Source organism: Nocardia veterana NBRC 100344 (assembly GCF_000308855.1).
Classification (GTDB): domain Bacteria; phylum Actinomycetota; class Actinomycetes; order Mycobacteriales; family Mycobacteriaceae; genus Nocardia; species Nocardia veterana.
On record NZ_BAGM01000132.1, the window covers coordinates 1 to 16,525 of the forward strand.

19 protein-coding genes and 1 pseudogene are annotated in these 16,525 nt (G+C 67.6%); 11 read left to right on the forward strand and 9 right to left on the reverse strand.

Annotated features, from left to right (window positions below; all coding sequences use genetic code 11):
• Positions 1-503, forward strand: a pseudogene (locus ON37_RS25390) (hypothetical protein); the annotation flags it as partial.
• A gap of 302 nt (positions 504-805) precedes the next feature.
• Here ON37_RS25390 and ON37_RS25395 read toward each other — a convergent pair.
• The 6 genes from ON37_RS25395 to ON37_RS25415 form a co-directional block, all read right to left on the reverse strand.
• Positions 806-1,684, reverse strand: a complete 879-nt coding sequence (locus ON37_RS25395) for a hypothetical protein (protein ID WP_040722860.1) — start codon at positions 1,682-1,684, stop codon at positions 806-808.
• A 6-nt stretch (positions 1,685-1,690) separates the two neighbouring features.
• Entirely contained in the window at positions 1,691-1,819 is a 129-nt protein-coding gene (locus ON37_RS34515) for a hypothetical protein (RefSeq protein WP_281004699.1), read from the reverse strand.
• Between the two features lie 210 nt (positions 1,820-2,029).
• On the reverse strand, positions 2,030-2,743 hold the full coding sequence (locus ON37_RS25400) for a DUF1707 SHOCT-like domain-containing protein (RefSeq protein ID WP_083893282.1): 714 nt from the start codon (positions 2,741-2,743) through the stop codon (positions 2,030-2,032).
• 90 nt (positions 2,744-2,833) lie between these two features.
• The gene (locus ON37_RS25405) at positions 2,834-3,502 is read right to left on the reverse strand and encodes a response regulator (protein WP_040722861.1); all 669 of its coding nucleotides are present in this window, start codon (positions 3,500-3,502) and stop codon (positions 2,834-2,836) included.
• Positions 3,499-4,656, reverse strand: a complete 1,158-nt coding sequence (gene macS / locus ON37_RS25410; protein ID WP_040722862.1) for a MacS family sensor histidine kinase — start codon at positions 4,654-4,656, stop codon at positions 3,499-3,501. The genes ON37_RS25405 and macS overlap by 4 nt, the downstream gene beginning before the upstream one ends.
• Before the next feature lie 5 nt (positions 4,657-4,661).
• Positions 4,662-5,837, reverse strand: a complete 1,176-nt coding sequence (locus tag ON37_RS25415) for an AI-2E family transporter (RefSeq protein WP_083893283.1) — start codon at positions 5,835-5,837, stop codon at positions 4,662-4,664.
• Positions 5,838-6,144: 307 nt separating this feature from the next.
• Here ON37_RS25415 and ON37_RS25420 point away from each other — a divergent pair, with 307 nt between their 5' ends.
• Positions 6,145-6,342: a hypothetical protein gene (locus tag ON37_RS25420; protein WP_157171587.1), complete on the forward strand. Its 198-nt coding sequence runs from the start codon at positions 6,145-6,147 to the stop codon at positions 6,340-6,342.
• Between the two features lie 190 nt (positions 6,343-6,532).
• Here the strand turns inward: ON37_RS25420 and ON37_RS25425 are convergent, their stop codons facing one another.
• Positions 6,533-6,760 carry a hypothetical protein gene (locus ON37_RS25425; protein ID WP_157171588.1) on the reverse strand — a complete coding sequence of 76 codons (228 nt, stop codon included), beginning with the start codon at positions 6,758-6,760 and terminating at the stop codon, positions 6,533-6,535.
• Positions 6,761-7,075: 315 nt separating this feature from the next.
• Between ON37_RS25425 and ON37_RS25430 the strand changes: the two genes are divergently transcribed.
• From ON37_RS25430 to ON37_RS25455, 6 genes are all read left to right on the forward strand, one after another.
• The gene (locus tag ON37_RS25430; RefSeq protein ID WP_245553456.1) at positions 7,076-7,324 is read left to right on the forward strand and encodes a hypothetical protein; all 249 of its coding nucleotides are present in this window, start codon (positions 7,076-7,078) and stop codon (positions 7,322-7,324) included.
• Positions 7,302-7,823: a DUF6879 family protein gene (locus tag ON37_RS25435; RefSeq protein ID WP_051032032.1), complete on the forward strand. Its 522-nt coding sequence runs from the start codon at positions 7,302-7,304 to the stop codon at positions 7,821-7,823. The genes ON37_RS25430 and ON37_RS25435 overlap by 23 nt, the downstream gene beginning before the upstream one ends.
• Positions 7,820-8,656, forward strand: coding sequence for a helix-turn-helix domain-containing protein (locus ON37_RS25440; protein ID WP_051032033.1), 837 nt, complete (start codon positions 7,820-7,822; stop codon positions 8,654-8,656). The genes ON37_RS25435 and ON37_RS25440 overlap by 4 nt, the downstream gene beginning before the upstream one ends.
• A gap of 140 nt (positions 8,657-8,796) precedes the next feature.
• Positions 8,797-10,272 (forward strand): adenylate/guanylate cyclase domain-containing protein, encoded by a 1,476-nt coding sequence (locus ON37_RS25445; RefSeq protein WP_040722899.1) that lies wholly within the window; start codon positions 8,797-8,799, stop codon positions 10,270-10,272.
• Between the two features lie 119 nt (positions 10,273-10,391).
• The gene (locus tag ON37_RS25450; protein WP_245553458.1) at positions 10,392-11,573 is read left to right on the forward strand and encodes a lysylphosphatidylglycerol synthase transmembrane domain-containing protein; all 1,182 of its coding nucleotides are present in this window, start codon (positions 10,392-10,394) and stop codon (positions 11,571-11,573) included.
• Between the two features lie 49 nt (positions 11,574-11,622).
• Positions 11,623-12,033 carry a DUF3054 domain-containing protein gene (locus tag ON37_RS25455; RefSeq protein WP_040722864.1) on the forward strand — a complete coding sequence of 137 codons (411 nt, stop codon included), beginning with the start codon at positions 11,623-11,625 and terminating at the stop codon, positions 12,031-12,033.
• Positions 12,034-12,054: 21 nt separating this feature from the next.
• Here ON37_RS25455 and ON37_RS25460 read toward each other — a convergent pair whose 3' ends face one another.
• Positions 12,055-13,737 carry an NTF2-like N-terminal transpeptidase domain-containing protein gene (locus tag ON37_RS25460; RefSeq protein ID WP_040722901.1) on the reverse strand — a complete coding sequence of 561 codons (1,683 nt, stop codon included), beginning with the start codon at positions 13,735-13,737 and terminating at the stop codon, positions 12,055-12,057.
• Positions 13,738-14,006: 269 nt separating this feature from the next.
• Here ON37_RS25460 and abmR point away from each other — a divergent pair, with 269 nt between their 5' ends.
• Both abmR and aroQ read left to right on the forward strand, forming a co-directional pair.
• On the forward strand, positions 14,007-14,618 hold the full coding sequence (abmR, locus tag ON37_RS25465) for an ATP-binding transcription factor AbmR (RefSeq protein ID WP_040722865.1): 612 nt from the start codon (positions 14,007-14,009) through the stop codon (positions 14,616-14,618).
• A 109-nt stretch (positions 14,619-14,727) separates the two neighbouring features.
• Complete coding sequence (gene aroQ / locus ON37_RS25470; protein WP_040722867.1) at positions 14,728-15,156, forward strand: type II 3-dehydroquinate dehydratase; 429 nt, start codon at positions 14,728-14,730, stop codon at positions 15,154-15,156.
• A gap of 8 nt (positions 15,157-15,164) precedes the next feature.
• On the opposite strand, the gene ON37_RS25475 is transcribed toward aroQ, so the two are convergent.
• The gene (locus ON37_RS25475) at positions 15,165-16,016 is read right to left on the reverse strand and encodes an NAD(P)-dependent oxidoreductase (RefSeq protein WP_040722902.1); all 852 of its coding nucleotides are present in this window, start codon (positions 16,014-16,016) and stop codon (positions 15,165-15,167) included.
• 138 nt (positions 16,017-16,154) lie between these two features.
• Between ON37_RS25475 and ON37_RS25480 the strand changes: the two genes are divergently transcribed.
• Positions 16,155-16,502, forward strand: coding sequence for a winged helix-turn-helix transcriptional regulator (locus ON37_RS25480; RefSeq protein WP_040722868.1), 348 nt, complete (start codon positions 16,155-16,157; stop codon positions 16,500-16,502).
• Positions 16,503-16,525: the final 23 nt, after the last annotated feature.

Consider the following 16,525-nt stretch of genomic DNA (forward strand, 5'->3'; position numbering starts at 1 on the left):
AGGGCCAGGCCGGCCGTGCCCCCCAGAGCCCCGGCCGCTCCGACCTGCCCGGCCGCGAACAGTCGCTCGCCACACCGCCGGGTCCCGCGCGGCCCGGTACCGATCAGCCACCGGCCGCCCCGGCTTCACCCGGGCGGGACCGCTCGACCGCCACGCCCGATGCGCCGGAATCCCCCGGCGCGGCAACCGGATCCGATCGGAACCGAGCCGCCGAATACGGGAGCCCGAGCGTCACGTCCACCGGCCCGGAATCCCCCGGCGCACCGACGGCCGCCCCCTCCGGAAATGCCACCCCGACAAGTGAATCCGGTGCCGATGCGCAGCGGCCGCCGCGTCCGGCTCCGGGTGCGGACAACCGCAGCAGTATCGAGCAGTGGATGGCCGACCTGCGGTCCTCGCGTCGTCGCCCGGAGCCCGAGGAAACCGACGACGAGGGTAAGCACCGCACCAGCGGTCGCACCGTCAGCGTCAACGAACTGCTGCGCCGGCAGAACCGCGACTGAGCATCGTTTCGCAGCGGCCCGCCCGGTGGTTTCGGGCGGTGCCGTGATCGAGCGACGGTAATCACGAAGGGTCCGGGCGTAACCGCGCGAAAACAAGGTACGCCGTTTCGCGCCTCGGATAGTTCGATACCCGCGAGGGCGGCATCGGCGGCCTGGTTTCCTCGTGGTGGATCGGCAGGCCTTCGCCGCTCTCCCGTACCGCGCATTCGAGTTGCTCCGGTGGCAGGTACTTCGCGTACGCGGCGTCGAATGGGCCGGTAGCACGCAGCTCGGGTCCGGTCCTGGGCGCAGGTGGTGGGTGCTCAGCGCTGGATCAACAGGGCGGTCGGGTTGAGTACGACCCATTCCTTGTTCGAGAAGGTGTCGGATCCGTCGATGGCGTCCCAGCCGCGCACGGCACCGTATTGGCCGATGTCGGCGAACACAAGCTCCTTGTCCTGCAGCGCGATGTAGCGCGCCGTGTCCTCGGCGGTCGGGTTGGCTATATTGCGCAGGGTCCGTAGGTCACGGGCGATTTGCATCCGGGTGCGGGTACGTTCGGACTCGAGTTCGCGCAGGGTGATCTTCTTGGCGTCGGGGCGGAGTGCCATCCGTAGCACCCGGGCATGCCGGGTGGCGAGGTCCTGTTTCCGCGTGGGATCGGCGTAGTGGAGTGCGACCTCCTTCAGCGGCGTGGCATAAGTCCCGGATCCGGTGGGACCGCCGCCAGGTCGCACCTGGCCCGCGACGAAGGCCTGGAGATAGCCGTCCTCCTCGAACCCGCGGAACAGTTCTTGCCCGCCCGCCGCGATCGCCGCGTCGACCTCGTGCTGTGTGGCGATGGTGAGGGGGCCGTCGAATCCTTGCCGCCGTTGGATCTCTTCGAACGTCGGGTAGCTGCCCGAGGACGCGGTTCGCCTTGCCTGCCGCAGCGCGGTGTAGTCCACCTCGTCGATCAGATCGCGGCCGCGTGCGTAGGCGGAAGACGTTGCGGTGGTGGCGATCCCCCCGGAGAGGTCGGAGAATGCGCCCGTCAGAGCCGGTACGTTTGCCGCATCGGCATCCACGAACCGGGCAACGCTCTCGGTGACTTCGCGGGCGGCATGCCTGGGCACCGCGGCGACCACGGCGCTGTAGTCCTTGGCGGCCGTGCCGAGCATATCGCGCACCGACCGCCACGCCGCGTCCAGTTCACCGCCCACAGCTTGTCACCGTGGCGTACTTGTGCCGCGCAAAGTCTGCGTTCCGGGTGGGCGGCGGTCCTCGGCCCGGCCGAGAGCCAGGTCCGGGCTGCGCTCGATGTCCTCACCGACGGCGATGCCGTGCAGGATCTTCACTCTTCGAATACCTTCACGCAGATCGGAACGAGGTCGTCGTGCGACTACCGGGTAGGACCCTACCGGAACCGAAATACTCCGCCATCGCTCCTGGTCCAGCCGCATTTTTGTTTCGCACGACTACTGCCGGGACCTTGGAGGCCATCGGCAGGGCGGCGCGCGGTTCCGCGCCGGCGAGGGCATAGATCAGGCGCGACGTCGACCAGCCGGTCAGAACCCCGACATCAGCTTCTTCCACTGCACCCCGAACGGGTGTTTCGCGGTGATCGAGCTGAACCGGATCCGGCCGTGCACCACCACGTGCAGCGGCCCCATCGGCGGCCCGGTGCGTACCTTGTTGTTGGTGCTGGAGCCGATCAACTCCACACCGTTGAGGTCGACGGTCGCCTCGCCGGGCAGGATCATGGTGAGTGAACTGCAGAAGTCGTCGACGCGGATCTCCACCACCTGCGTCGCCATCACGGCCTGGGTGAAATCCAGGGTGACGCCGGAGAAGATGCTGTTGACGAACAGCGAGGGCGGCACCTGCCAGGGACCTTTCCGGGTCACCCCGGACAGCCGGGGCCGGATCTCGGTCTCGGCGACGCCACGGTTGCCGCCGGGCGCACCCCACTGCCCGGACAGACGCGCACCGGCGCCGCCGGGCGGAGCCGCGGTCACCGGATTCGGTTGTCCGGCAAGGCGAATGCCGGGCAGGTCGACCAGCACGGCGTTGAGCTCGCCCCGGGTCTTGGCGGCCAGCGCGGTATCCATCCGCTCGCTGAACTCCCCCAGCGACAGCATGCCGAGCCCGACCGCGCGCTGCAGCAGGGTGCCGACGTGTTCGCGCTCGGCATCCGACACCCGCAGATCACGATCGCCTACGGCGCCCCCGGCTGCCGGAGCGGACCCCGCGCCCGGGGTGGAAACGGTTTCACCACCCATATCGACGAGGCTACCGACGCCGCGCTCGCCGCACATCAGGGCAATCCCTGATCTCGACAGCTCGCCCCCTCGGCATTCTCGGCGGCGGGTCTAGTCGAGGCCCTGTTCGATCGCGTAGCGAGTGAGCTCGACCCGGTTGCCCAGTTGCAGTTTGCGCAGCGTGGCCTGCACATGGTTCTCCACGGTGCGATGGCTGACGCCCAGTCGGGTGGCGATCTGCTTGGCGGACAAGCCCTTCGCCACCAGTCGCAACACCTCGGTTTCGCGTTCGGTCAGCACCGGCCGCTCGGTGCGGGGGTCGGCGGGCGCGCCCGCGATCCGGCGGAACTCCCCGAGGACGACACCGGCCAGCCCCGGGGTGAAGACCGCATGCCCCGCGGCGGTAGCCCGGACCGCCTCGATCAGCTCCGCCGCCGAGGCGCTCTTGACCAGGTAGCCCGTGGCGCCCGCCTTGATCGCCTCGAGGACGTCGCCGCGTTCGTCGGACGCGGACAGCACCAGCACCCGGCTACCCGGCGAGACCCGGAGGACCTCGGCCGTGGCGTCGGCGCCGCTGCCGTCCGGCAGTTGCATATCCATCAGGACCACATCCGGCCGGACGGCGGCGGCGCGACGGGTGGCGGCCGCAACCCCTTCCGCGGTGGCGATCACCCGAAACCCGGCTTCGGTGAGGTCGCGCGAGACACCGTCCCGCCACATCGGATGGTCGTCCACCACCATCACCGAAACACTTTCCGCCGCATTGCTTTCCGAACTCATCCGCCCTCCCCCTCGCGTGGTATCCGAAATTCCCATTCCGTGCCGTCGGTGGTGTCCAGCAGTTCGGCGGTGCCCCCGAGCGCCTCGACGCGGCCGACGATCGACTGCGATACTCCGAGCCTGCCCTCCGCGGCGGCCGCCGACAAGCGGCCGGGCGTGATTCCGGGACCGTCGTCGCGCACGCTGATCACCACCGCGTCGCCCATATCCTCCAGCAGCACATACGCTTTCGAATCGGCGCCGGCGTGCAGCACGGTGTTGGACAGCGCGGCGCCCACCGCCGCCGTGATCTCGCGCGCCGTCCAGCCGCCCAGGGAGACCGGTTCGCCCGGTGCCGAGACACAGACCGAAGGCGAGGCGAAACCGTTCAGCAACGATCGCAGATCCTCGTTCGAACCGAGGCCACCGGATCGTTCCCGGCCGCCCTGTTCGGAGATCAGCACCCGCAGCGCCACCTCCTGCTCGCCGGCGCGCTGCGCCAATTCGGTTGTGGCTCCGCCGATCTCACTGCCCCGACGCTTGATGTAGCTGAGGACCTGCAGGACGCCGTCGTGTACCTCGCGCGCCAGCCGCTCGCGTTCTGCGGTGGCCGCGCTCAATCGCATCGCCTGCTCCAGCTGCCCCTGTGCACGCCGCGCGGTCGCCGCCGCCAACCCGATCGCCAGTCCCACCGAAACCAGCACCGGCGCCGTGGCATCCGACCACAGATCCAGCTCCCACTGGGCCCGGACCACGATGCTGACCACCGAGATCAGCAGCCCCGACAGCACCCCGCCGACGGCGCCCCATTCGATCGCCGCCGACATCACGGCATTGGCGACCCACAGTGTCGTCGGCAACGTCTGATGGCCGTGGTACCAGCCGTAGTCCGCCACCAGCCGGGTCGCGGCCATGAGCCCGGCCACCACGACCAGATCGCCGATCACCACCGCGCGCCGCGCCCGGCCGGTGGTCGGCCGGCGGGAGAGCAACAGCGCCGACACCACCGACCAGACAACCAGAGCGCCGATCAGCACCCAGCTGAGCGCCGGATGCCGATACGACGACACCGACACGAACTGCTGCCCCACCGCGTACACCATGGTGACCAGGCGAAATACCTGCGCGGCTCGCCACAGCGGCGCGGTCGCGGCGGACTGCGCCGGCCCGGTCACCGCGGCTAGCCTTCGCCCACGGTCCCGCCGCCCGCTTCGGCATCGGCTCGGGGGTTGTACGGCTGATAGCGATCCCGATCCGGGCGGTCCGGATCGGCATGGAACATCGGCTCTCCCGGCTCACCGGTATTGAGCTCCTGATACAGCTCCTCCGGACTGTCGGCCAGCAGCGATCGGATCGCGGTGTTCATCACCGCGACGAACGGCACCGCCAGCAGACCGCCCGCGATACCCGCCAGCACCACACCGGCGGTGATCGCCAGCACGACCGCCAGCGGATGGATGCGCACCGCCCGGCCCAGCAGCAAGGGCTGCAGCACATGGCTTTCCAGCTGCATCACCGCGATCGTGATGCCCAGCACGATGAGCGCGGTGACGAAGCCCTTGGTCATCAGGGCCAAGAAGACCGCCACCGATCCGGCCAGCAGCGAACCGATGATCGGGATGAACGCGCCGATGAACACCAGCGAGGCCAGCGGAAGTGCCAGCGGCACACCCAGAATCGCCAGGCCGGCGCCGATACCGATGGCATCGACCGCCGCCACCACGACCGTGGCCCGGACGAATCCGATCAGGGTGCCGAATCCGAGGCGTCCCGCGGTGCGGACCCGTTCACGTTGCGGGGTGGGCACGACCCGGGTCACGAAGTTCCAGATCTGATCGCCGCCGTAGAGGAAGAAGATGAGGATGAACAGCGTCAGGAAGGCGCCGGTGAGGAATTCGCCGATCGCCGCGGCGGTGGTGAGCGCGCCGCTGGTCAGCGAATCCTGATTGGCCTCCAGCGTTTTGATGATCGTGTTGCCGCCGTTGCGGATTTGATCGTTGCTCAGATGCAGCGGGCCGTTGATCAGCCAGTCCTGCACGGTGTGGATGCTGGTCTTGAATTCGTCGGTCAGCTGCGGCACACCCGTGATGAACTGCTCGATGACGAAGGTGAAGATGCCGGCCAGCAAGCCGATCGAACCGACCAGCGCCACGAACACCCCGATACCGCGCGGCATTCCGAGCCGTTGCAGCAGATCCACCAGCGGGGACAGCAGCGCCGCCGCCAGCAGTGCGATCGCCAGTGGGATGACCACGGTGGTCAGCTTGTGCGCCAGGTAGGCCACCGCCAGCACCGCCACCAGGATGATCAACAACCGCCAGCACCATTCCGCGCCCTGGCGGACCAGCGGATGCACGGAATCGGCGGCACTGCGCTCGCGGCGGGTACCGACGGCCGGCGCCGTGGATCCCGCGCTCGGCACGGCTGATTCGTCCGGACTCCCGGCGGTACTGCTGTCCCCACTCACGTTCGCGAGCCTATCCGCCGAGGCGGCAACCGGCACGTGTCCGCTCCGTCCGATTCGATCACTCGTGGGCGTTCTTGCCCTGATGGCGGATCACGGGTGCCCGCGCCGGTGCGCCCGAACTCCCGGTGACTTGGCCGAATGCCGTGTCAGTGGCCGTATCAGGCCGGCATCAGTGGGCTGTCGGCCGCGCCGGACCGTGGCCGAGCTCGCCGACCAGGTGCTGCCGGCCGTGACCGCCGCCGTCACCCTGCTCGACCGGCACGATCCAGCCGAGGCCGACAACTTCCGCAGCACCGTGCTGGTCGCCCTCGATGCCGCCGCGGCGACGAGCCGGCCCGGCCCCGTCCTCGCCGAAATGACCCGCAAGGTGACCGCGGCCCTGCACACCGCCTGACCGGAGGCCGGAACCGTCCGGTTCCCGGATCGACCTCCACCGCGTACCCGAACCATTCGGGCAAACCTCGGCAGAAAGGCGAGAAAACCACCGGCCACCCACTGGGCAACCGTCGGTACCACCTCGCGGCAGCACCATACGGTCACACCGAGCGGCACCCCGACAACGACAATCCATCCGAGCGCGAGCATTACAGCGCCCGCAACGACCCGAGCACCCGACGGCACATATCGGCGTCGGCAGGCTCGACCGGACACCGCGGCGCAGGCACCTCGGTAGCGCCCGAATCACGTTGCGGCAGTTCGGAATTGCCGAACTCCAGGTAAACTCCGCCGGGGTCGCCGTCGCCGTAATCGGTGGTCTCCAACATCCCACCCGGAAACACATACAGCCTCGTACGTCGCGGCTCCGCGCTCATGTCGTCTCCGTAGTCTCGTGACCGGGGTGGTAGGGCACCCGGCACCGGGGAAGTCGGTTTCGGCCCGATGCCGGGGCTCGGTCAGGACCGTACGGAGCAATCGACCCGCCAATCTATAAGCTTGCAACTACTTGCCAAAATTGCGGTGTTCTTGTGAAAAACTGCGATGTGGACGGCACCCTGGAACACGTGTGTCGCAAGTAGTGGCACACTTTGACGAAAGGTATGGCCATGCGCCTAACGTTCCTGGGCAAGGGTGGATCGAACAGAGACGGGTGTCCCACGTTGTACGCCACAGACCGAGACACGTACGTCGTGATCGGGTGGCGGACCGATTGCGCGGAGACGGTCGAGATACCGCATCTGCTCACCGGGTTCCTCGAACCCCGGACCTACCTCGGTTCACCGCTGACCGATACCGGCCGGGGTACCTTCCGGTTGACCGGAACACCAGTCGCAGACGGCGAAGCGCTGTCTCAGATGACCATGGAGCCGGACGAGACCTGCATCGAGGTGCCGAAGAACGAAAGGACCTATTTCGGTGGAACTCCGGCCGACGATTGATCTGATACGTGAAGCCCGTTCAACGGCATTCCATTACGAGTGCCGCGACACCTACGCGGAACCGGACGAAGACGACGCGTTTCGGGCGTTCCTCCACAACGAACCGTTCGACTACCGGGGGTGGTTTCAAGACTGGGTCACGTTCGTCCAAGAGCTCGCGGAACGCGGAGTGTCGGTCAGTCGGGTGAGAGTCGTCACCGTGCCACACAGCGACTATCAACGTTGGTCGTTGCGGGTAGCCGGCCTCAACATCGAGGCCGGGGAAGACATCCGGTATCTGCCCCGGCACCTGGCCCAGGATGTTCCTCCCGACGACTGGTGGCTCATCGACGATCACACGGTTGCGTTCAACTTGTCGTCCCCGGATGGTCGCGGCACGGAAACTGCTGCCGTGACCACCGATCCGGCGATAGTCGGTCTGTGCCGTAGCGTCAAAGAACGGTTGTGGAGTATATCGACGCCACACGCCGAGTATGCGCAGGTTACGCCACTCCCGTGACGAGTTCGGTTCAGGAACAGCGGCAAGCTTTCGGTAAACGCCTCCGCGAGATACGCAGACGCGGTGGGGTGTCGGGCCGGGAGCTCGCCGCACACCTGGGAGTCCACGAATCCCGTATCTCGAAAATCGAATACGGGAAGCTACGCCCCACCGACTCGGATATCCGGGCCTACTGCAAATACGCCGGGGCCGACGATCAACTCGCAGACTTGTTGGCAACCCTGCACAACATCGACTCGGCGTATGTCGAATGGCGGCAAGCTCTCAGCTCCGGTATGAGGAACCGGCAACAGCAAACGCTCCAGCTCGAAGCGCGAGCGAAACTTATTCGCAACTGGGAACCGATGATCGTATCCGGGTTGCTGCAAACGCCGGATTACGCCGCAGCCATGATGCGGAACATCGTCGAGTTCGACCGAATACCCGACGATGTGGACGCAGCCGTAGCCAAGCGAATGGAACGCCAACAAGTTCTGTACCGGCCCGGCAAACGGTTCCACATCCTGTTGGCCGAGCAGTCGCTCTACACCACAATCGGAAACAGCCAAATCATGCGCGGGCAACTCGACCGCCTGTATTCGGTGATCGGGATGCCGCGAGTGACGGTGGGCATCGTTCCGAGGGACTACGACGCACGTGTCATAGTCGAGAACTTCTTCATGTTCGACAACCGCATGGTGAAGGTCGAAGGCCACACCGCGAGTATCACCATCACGCAGCCGCGAGAGATCGCCCAGTACGGTCGAGCGTTCGATTCGCTCGCCGCCCAATCCGTCACCGGCGATCGGGCGCGGGCGTTGATACGCAAAGCGCTGGAATCACGGTCCAGGTAGCGGGCGACGGCCCTCGTCCGGGCCACAATCCCTACGTTGCGCCACGCCTACTCAGGCACGCGCACTCCCTTCTCCGGCGCGTCGCTCCCACCGCTAGATTGGTCAACGTGTCAGCGCCTCTGGAAGCGGTCAAACAGACCATGCGAACGCGCTGGCCGCTGTACCTCGCATCGATGCTGGCGGCCAACGCCTTCGGTGCGGTTCTGGTGTACGCGTTCATTCAATACGGGCTGCCCGCGCCCGAGGGCACGCCGAACGGTTTGCGCCGGGCGGGTCTGTTGCTGCCGGCGCTGGTCTTCTCGATCGGCGGACTGCTGAGCGTCACCGCCTCGGCACTGATGCTGCGGCCGGTGATGCGCTGGCAGGTTCGCGGCGGTCCGCCCAGTCGCCAGGAGCAGATGGCGGCCCTGCACGCGCCGCTGCGGCAGTCGATCCTGCACCTGCTGTTGTGGTTGGTGGGTGGCGCGGTGCTGGCCGCGCGGATCATCGTGGAAACTCCCGAGCTCGCGGGCGCGGTGATCGTCACCGAATGTATGGCCGCCACCATCGTGTTCGGCTTCACCTACATGCTGGGCGAGCGAATCCTGCGCCCGGTCGCCGCGCACGCGCTGACCACCGGCACCTTCGACCACACCCTCACCCCGGGCGTCGGTACCCGGATGGCGATGACCTGGGGGATGGGCACCTTCGCCCCGACCATCGCGATCGTGCTGCTGTGCGTCACCCAGATCACCTCGCAGGTGCATTTCTCGGCGCAATCGCTGGCGATCTCGATCCTGCTGCTGTGCGGGGTGGTGATCATGCAGGCGCTGGCGTTGTCGATGCTCACCGCGTCCAGCATCTCCGACCCGGTGCGCCAGCTCTCCCGGGCGATCAACCGAGTGCAGGCCGGCGCGCGCGATGTGCAGGTCGAGGTGTTCGACGGCAGTGAGATCGGGCTGCTGCAGGTCGGTTTCAACCGCATGATGGAAGAGGCCGCGCAACGCCGCGAACTGCAGGAACTGTTCGGTCAGCACGTCGGCGAGGAGGTGGCCCGGCGAGCGCTCGAATACGGCACCGAACTCGGTGGTGAAACCCGGTTCGTGGCCGTGCTGTTCGTCGACATGGTCGGTTCCACCGCGACCGCCGCCGAACGGCCACCCACCGAGGTGGTCAGTCTGCTCAACGAGTTCTTCCGGGTCGTGGTCGACGTGGTCGACCGGCACAACGGCCTGATCAACAAGTTCGTCGGCGATGCCGCGCTGGCGATCTTCGGCGCCCCGCTGGACCGCCCGGACGCGCCGACCGCCGCACTCGCCGCCGCCCGTGACCTGCGCGAAGCGCTGCGCGAAGTGCCCGGCCTGGATATCGGCATCGGGGTCTCGGCCGGGCTCGCGGTGGCCGGAAATATCGGCGCCGCAAACCGATTCGAATACACCGTGATCGGCGATCCGGTCAACGAAGCGTCCCGGCTGACCGAATTGGCGAAGGAACATCCGGGCCGGGTGCTCGCCTCCGGCAGCGCGCTGTACTTCGCCGACGACGACGAACAGCAGCAATGGATCTCCGGCGACGAGGTGCAACTGCGTGGCCGCCGCCGCAAGACCAGGCTGGCCTGGCCGAAAGCATCGGGCTGAGTCGCCCGCCGGAGCGGTCCGAGCCTTCGAGCTGGACCGCCGATGAGCCTCCCGACGCGGTCGCGCACGGCGACGCGTCCGCTGCCGCCTTCCGCCGGAACGGCACTAGGCTGAGCAGGGTGACGGCCCACGCTGAACCAGTCGGCGAACCGGCGCGTCCCGCGCGTCGCAGGTTCCGCTGGTTGAAATGGGTCCTCGGCGTTGCCCTGTCGGCGTTGCTGATCGCCGAGGGCGTGTACCTGTGGCCGCGTCTGCACGACTCCTGGCGCAACCTCACCGAGATCCACTGGGGTTGGGTGGTCGCGTGCATCTGGATGCAGGCGTTGTCGATGAGCGGCTTCGGCCGGATCCAGAAGCAACTGCTGCACGCGGGCGGGGTCGACGTATCCCAGCGCGCGTCGGTATCGGTCGTGTACGGCGCCACCGCGATGTCGGTGACGCTCCCGGCCGGGCAGGTCTTCTCCACCGCCTTCACCTACCGCCAGACCCGCCGGTGGGGTGCCAGCCCGATCGTCGCGTCCTGGCAATTGTTGATGTCGGGCGTGGTCGCCACCGCCGGCATGCTGCTGCTGGGAATCGGTGGGGCCCTGCTGGTGGGCAATCGGGTCGGGCCATGGAAGGTGGCGCTGACCCTGGGTGCGGTGGCGCTGCTGGTGTGGGCCGGCAAATACGTATCCGGTAATCCCGGCGCACTACAGGCGCTGATCCGGCAGGCGGTGCGGCTGGTCAACCGGCTGCGCCGGCACCCGCCGGAGGCGGGCATGGACCGGGTCGACGAGATGCTGCGGCAGCTCGAATCGGTGGATCTGGGCCGCCGCGACGCCGGCTGGGTCGCTTTCTGGGCGGTTGTGCACCGGCTCGGTGACGTGGCCTGTCTCGGCGCGGCCTGCTATGCGGTGGGTGCGGATCCGCGCTGGGCCGGTCTGCTGATCGCGTTCAGTGTCGGAAAGGCCGTCGGCACCATTCCGTTCGCACCCGGCGGGATCGTCTATGTCGACGCCACCCTGATCTACAGTCTCACCGCGGCCGCCGGCCTGCCGGCCGCCCAGGCGGTGGCCGCCGCGTTCGTCTACCGGATGGTGAGCTTCATCCTGGTCGCGATCATCGGCTGGATCGTCTTCGCCTTCCGCTTCCGCAGCCCGCAGGTCGGTGACGCCGAGTTCGAGCAGGAATTCGAGCAGCGCTCGGCACTGCTGGCCGAGCCGCGGCGCGGCGAGAATGCCGCCGAGCACGGCCTGCGCGAGGAGCCCGGGCGGGAGCCGCCCGGCACGGCCGAGCCCGAGGGCGACGCGCAGTCCTGAGCGGATCCCGTGGACCGGTGCATCGCCCGCTGTCACTACCCTGGCGGCCGTGAGGAAACTGCTGCCGCTGCTGATCGATGTCGTTCTGGTGATCGTGTTCTGCGCGATCGGCCGGCGCAGTCACGACGAAGCGGTGGCGGCCGGGCTGCTGCGCACGGTGTGGCCGTTCGGCGCGGGGCTGCTCCTCGGCTGGATATTTGCCGCACTCGTCGCGAGCCGGGGCCGGGCGGCCGGGGCCGCCGCGCGATTCGACGGCACCGCGCTGTGGCCGACCGGCGTCGCGGTCTGGTTGTCGACGCTGATCGGCGGCATGGTGCTGCGGGTGGTCAGCGGCCAGGGCACCGCGGTCAGTTTCGTCATCGTCGCGGCGACCGTCCTCGCGGTCTTCCTGCTCGGCTGGCGTGGGCTCTGGTCGGTGGTGGGCCGACGCATCCGGGTCACGGGCGCATCTGTGAACTGACGCTCCGGAACCGGCCGTCGGCTACTTCTTGTCGTCCGGTGTCGCCAGTGATTGCAGCATCCGGGCCGCCATCCGCGAGGTGGCGTCCCCACTGTCGATATCGTCGATGTGGATGGCGAAGGCCAGGTCACCGGCATTCGCCAGCAGCCAGCCGCCGGTCCCCGCATTCGCGGTGAAGGCCGTGACACCGGCATAGTGCGCGACGGTCGCCTCCTGCGGGCTCGCGGTGGCGTCGCGCAGCATGCCGCGCAACTTCTCGACCACATCGCCGGGCAGCGGTTCGAGCTCGGCCTCGGTGGTGCCGGGCCGTCCGATTTCGATCATCGGCGGCGCCACCGAACCGCGGGCGATGGTGGCCGCGGCGATGGCCATTCCGAACGGGCTCGCCAGAATCGGGTCGTTGGTCCCCTGTTTCACCTGCTCCACACCCCGGCCACCGATGGGCAGCCGGCCGGTGGTCTCGTCCAGTCCGGGCACCTTGAAACCGATGCCGATACCCAGCATCGCCGCGCCCTCGGCCGCGTCCTGCACCGAAACGTCCTGCGGCGACTTCTTCTTCACGATCGAGGCGACCGCCTTGAACAGGTCCATCGCCCCGCCGACCGGATAGGTGGCGGTGAACGCGGGTGCGCCCTGAGCGCTGGCGTAGTTGTTCTGCGCGGCCGCGACCACCGCACCGGTGGACGGCTGGATCGCCACGATGGATGCGGCCGTGCCCACGCTGACCACCGCGTCCTCGGCGGCACGCTGCAATTTCTGGTCCATGGTCGAGGCGATATCCGGCCCGGGCGGGCCCTGATATCCAGCGAGCTGGGTGACCATCTTGCCGTCGGGTTCGAACAGCTGCACGCCCCAACCGGCGTGCTGATCCCGATTCTCCTGCCAGACCTTCTGCAGCGCATCGGTCAGCGGCGACCACACCCGACGATCGGCGACGATGAGCTTCGGCTGCTTCTCCATCACGATGCCCGGGATCGGGGCCATCCGCGGTTCGAGGATCGCGAAATCGTCCTCGCGCAGGCTCACCGCGGTGATCGGCTTACCCTGCGAACCCGCGAGCTGCTGCATCAGCGACGCACCGGTGATCAGCGGCGCGACCGGTGAGATGGCATCGGCGAGCGCATTGGTGGAGGCGACCGGATCGGGCGTTTTCGCCGGGTCCAGCTTGATGACGTTGATGGTCTGCTGGGTCAGCAGCGGCTGGCCGTCGTTGTCGTTGACCTTCGGCGCGGGGGTCGCTTCGGTGCGGACGAGTTTGACCGTGCGCTTGTAGTCGAGCTGCGGCATCACGACGGTCGGATCCCAGGAGATCCGCCAGCCGATAGCCAGCTTCCGGATATTGCCCTGCAGGTCGTAGTTCCAGTCCTTACCGGGCCCGAAGTGCCAGCCGGCCTTGAGATTGAACATGGCCGAATCGCCGTCCAGGCTGATGAACTGAACCAGCTTGTAATCGGGTTTGCCGGGCTCGAGTCCGGCGAACATCGACTTCAGCGTGCTCTCGGCACCGGAGGGGTAGGAGGTCAGTGCGGCGGCGCCGGCGGCATCGCGTTCGTCCATTAGCTGGGTGAAATGCTCGACGACCGCTTGGGGTCCGCTAGGTGCGCTGTGAAAATCGCACGACCCCATCACGATCGTTACGGCAGCAACTGCAGCCAATGCCACTGCGCCCCGAACGCGAAAGCGGCGGGATCCCCACACATCCATGTCGCCCACTCTTCACTCTTGTCACTCCAGCAACAAGACCAACGGTACCCGAAGGAGTAGCCCCCGGTACCACTCGGCACCGACCGCATTCTCCATGCTCAGCGACCACAATAGTGCCCGATGATCGGCAGGGGTCGCACCCGGTCGGCGAAATCGTCACCCGTGTTCGGGCCCCTTCCCATTCCTCCGACAGCGAAACCCGCATTCTCGTGCAGCGGCGTAATCTTGTAATCACAGTTACACCGCAACTCCCGTAGTGAGGAAATGCCATGAGACACGGACATGGACGCGGTTTCGGCCGTCCCGGAGGCTGGCAACAGGCCGATCTTCCCGACGCCGCGGACGCACCCGATTGGTTCGCCGGAAGGTTGCCGAACGACTGGTTCGTCGGCCCCGCGACCATCGAAATCGACCGCGACGAGATCGTGGTCATCGGCGAACTGCCGCTTCCCCGGCGCGAATCGGGCGCCCCCGGTGATGCCGGGGACGCCGCCGCCCCGGACAACCCCGAAGCCGAACCCTCACGGGCGACGGTGGACGGTCTGATCGCACGATTCCGGGAATCGACCCGGCCGGCCCGTATGCAGATCGCCCAGGAGGCCCAGGCGCGCTACGGCCGCAACGTCGCGTGGGGTGTTTCGGTGAACGGCGAACGGACCCTGTTCACCCACCTGTCGGTTCCGGTGATGACGCGGCTGCGCCAGCCCGAACGCAAAGTGCTCGACACCCTCGTCGACGCGGGAGTGGCGCGCTCCCGCGCGGACGCCCTGGCCTGGACGGTCAAATTGGCGGGCAAGCACGCCGAGGAGTGGTTGGCGGAATTGCGTTCGGCGATGCGCAAGGTCGAGGACCTGCGAGCCGAGGGACCGCGCGGCCTGTGAGACCGCGGCCGGTGCCGGACGAACCTGCCGTTCGCCCGGTCCGGCGGGCCGAGCTGCGGGGGGTCTGAGGTATGCGGGGGTCTGAGGTATGCGGGGCTAAGGTAGCGGCATGGCACCGATTCTCGTGCTCAACGGCCCGAATCTGAATATGCTCGGCACCCGGCAGCCCGAGGTGTACGGCTCCGACACCCTGGACGACGTGGTCGAGCTGTGCCGCAAGACCGCCGCCCGCTTCGACCGGGAGATCACCGCCTTCCAGTCGAATTCCGAAGGCGCGCTGATCGACCGAATCCACGCCGCCCGCGGGGCGGAAGCCGGGATCGTGATCAATCCCGGCGGCCTCACCCACACCTCGGTCGCACTGCGCGACGCCCTGGTCATCCCGGAGGTGCCGATCGTGGAGGTGCACATCTCGAATGTGCATGCGCGCGAAGAATTTCGGCACCACTCCTACATCTCGCCGATCGCCACCGCGGTGATCGCCGGCATGGGCATCCAGGGCTACGCCGCCGCGATCGAATTCCTCTGCACCCGTTGACCTTCGGCTCAGGGCGCGCCGCGGAGCAATCGGTACATCGGCACGTCGGCATCGGCGACCCGGCGCCAGAGTTCCCGCACCGCCGGTGACAGCCCTGGATCCACTCCCACCTCCGCACCGGTTTCGATGATGTGGGCGGCGCTCGCCACCATCATTCGCGTGCTCGCCCCGTCCCCCCATCCGCCGGACTGGGCCGCGGCGGCGTACGCGGTCATGAAGTAGGGAAACGCCTCCGCGGAGCGGAGGGTATAGGGCAGGAACCGGTCGATGTCGTTGCCCGAACGGTCGATCACGGCCAGGGCCTGGGTGAAGCCGATCAGCCAGGGATGGAACTGGGTCAGCAGCGCCTGATAGAACAGCTGCGCCGCGCCGTCGTCGGATCCCAGGTATTCCGGCGCACTGAGCGGGCGGAGCAGGTCGACGTGGGCATCGAACACCTCGCGCGGCCCGCTGTAGAAGATGTAGGACGCGGGGTGGGTGATGTTGTCACCGGCGGACATGAACCCGCCCGAGAGGAACTGTGCGCCCTGCGCCCGCACCCACTGCGCGCCGGCGCGGGTGTGTTCGGGGGAGTCGGAGGACAGGTTCACGATCACCTTGCCGCGCAGGCGTTCCCGGTCCCGGTCCAGTACGTCGTACATGGCGGCGTAGTGGGTCAGACTCAGGATGACGACCTCGTTGCGGTCGAGCGCCTCGGCGACCGTTTCGGCCCGGTGCGCACCCAGTTCGGCCATCGCCTCGGCCTTGTCGACACTGCGGTTCCAGACCGTTACCTCGGTCCCGGCGTCCAGCAGCACCCGCACGCTCGCCCGGCCCATCGGCCCCAGACCGATCACCGTGACGGATGAACGTTCGGACATGATGTACCCCTTGCTGTTTCGAAGTTCTTCCGATCGGCGCCGTGATTCGATCGTCATCGGTTTCGACAGCGCGGGCAATAACGCACGTTCGGGTGCGGTTGCTTACGTCGAGGTTGGGAAAAAGGTCAGGAGGTCCGGATGACGACTGTTGGTGACACAGATCACGAAGTGTGCGGGATGTCGGTGGCGATCGAGGTGGTGGGCGGGAAGTGGAAGCTGCACCTGATGTGGGTGCTCGGCGCCGGCCCGCAGCGGTTCGGCCGGATCCGGGCCCTCCTGCCCGGCGTGAGCGAGAAGGTGCTGACCGAGAATCTGCGGCAGCTGGAAGCGCACGGGGTCGTCCGCAGGGAGGTTTTCCCGGAGGTGCCGCCCCGCGTGGAGTACTCGCTGACGAGCGACGGCCGAGCATTGGCCGATGCGCTGCGCCCGCTGGAAGTGTGGGGCGAACAGCATCGGGACTGTCTCGCGGAGTGCGTCCCAGCCTGAGCACGCCTGAGGCCGGGCCTCCC

What these genes read in the sequence shown, in the direction of transcription:
- ON37_RS25475 (WP_040722902.1), bottom strand. Translation starts at nt 16,016, where the DNA reads ATGTCCGAACGTTCATCCGTCACGGTGATCGGTCTGGGGCCGATGGGC.
- ON37_RS25460 (WP_040722901.1), bottom strand. Translation starts at nt 13,737, where the DNA reads ATGGATGTGTGGGGATCCCGCCGCTTTCGCGTTCGGGGCGCAGTGGCA.
- ON37_RS25425 (WP_157171588.1), bottom strand. Translation starts at nt 6,760, where the DNA reads ATGAGCGCGGAGCCGCGACGTACGAGGCTGTATGTGTTTCCGGGTGGG.
- ON37_RS25405 (WP_040722861.1), bottom strand. Translation starts at nt 3,502, where the DNA reads ATGAGTTCGGAAAGCAATGCGGCGGAAAGTGTTTCGGTGATGGTGGTG.
- aroQ (WP_040722867.1), top strand. Translation starts at nt 14,728, where the DNA reads ATGGCACCGATTCTCGTGCTCAACGGCCCGAATCTGAATATGCTCGGC.
- ON37_RS25400 (WP_083893282.1), bottom strand. Translation starts at nt 2,743, where the DNA reads ATGGGTGGTGAAACCGTTTCCACCCCGGGCGCGGGGTCCGCTCCGGCA.
- abmR (WP_040722865.1), top strand. Translation starts at nt 14,007, where the DNA reads ATGAGACACGGACATGGACGCGGTTTCGGCCGTCCCGGAGGCTGGCAA.
- ON37_RS25480 (WP_040722868.1), top strand. Translation starts at nt 16,155, where the DNA reads ATGACGACTGTTGGTGACACAGATCACGAAGTGTGCGGGATGTCGGTG.
- ON37_RS25445 (WP_040722899.1), top strand. Translation starts at nt 8,797, where the DNA reads ATGCGAACGCGCTGGCCGCTGTACCTCGCATCGATGCTGGCGGCCAAC.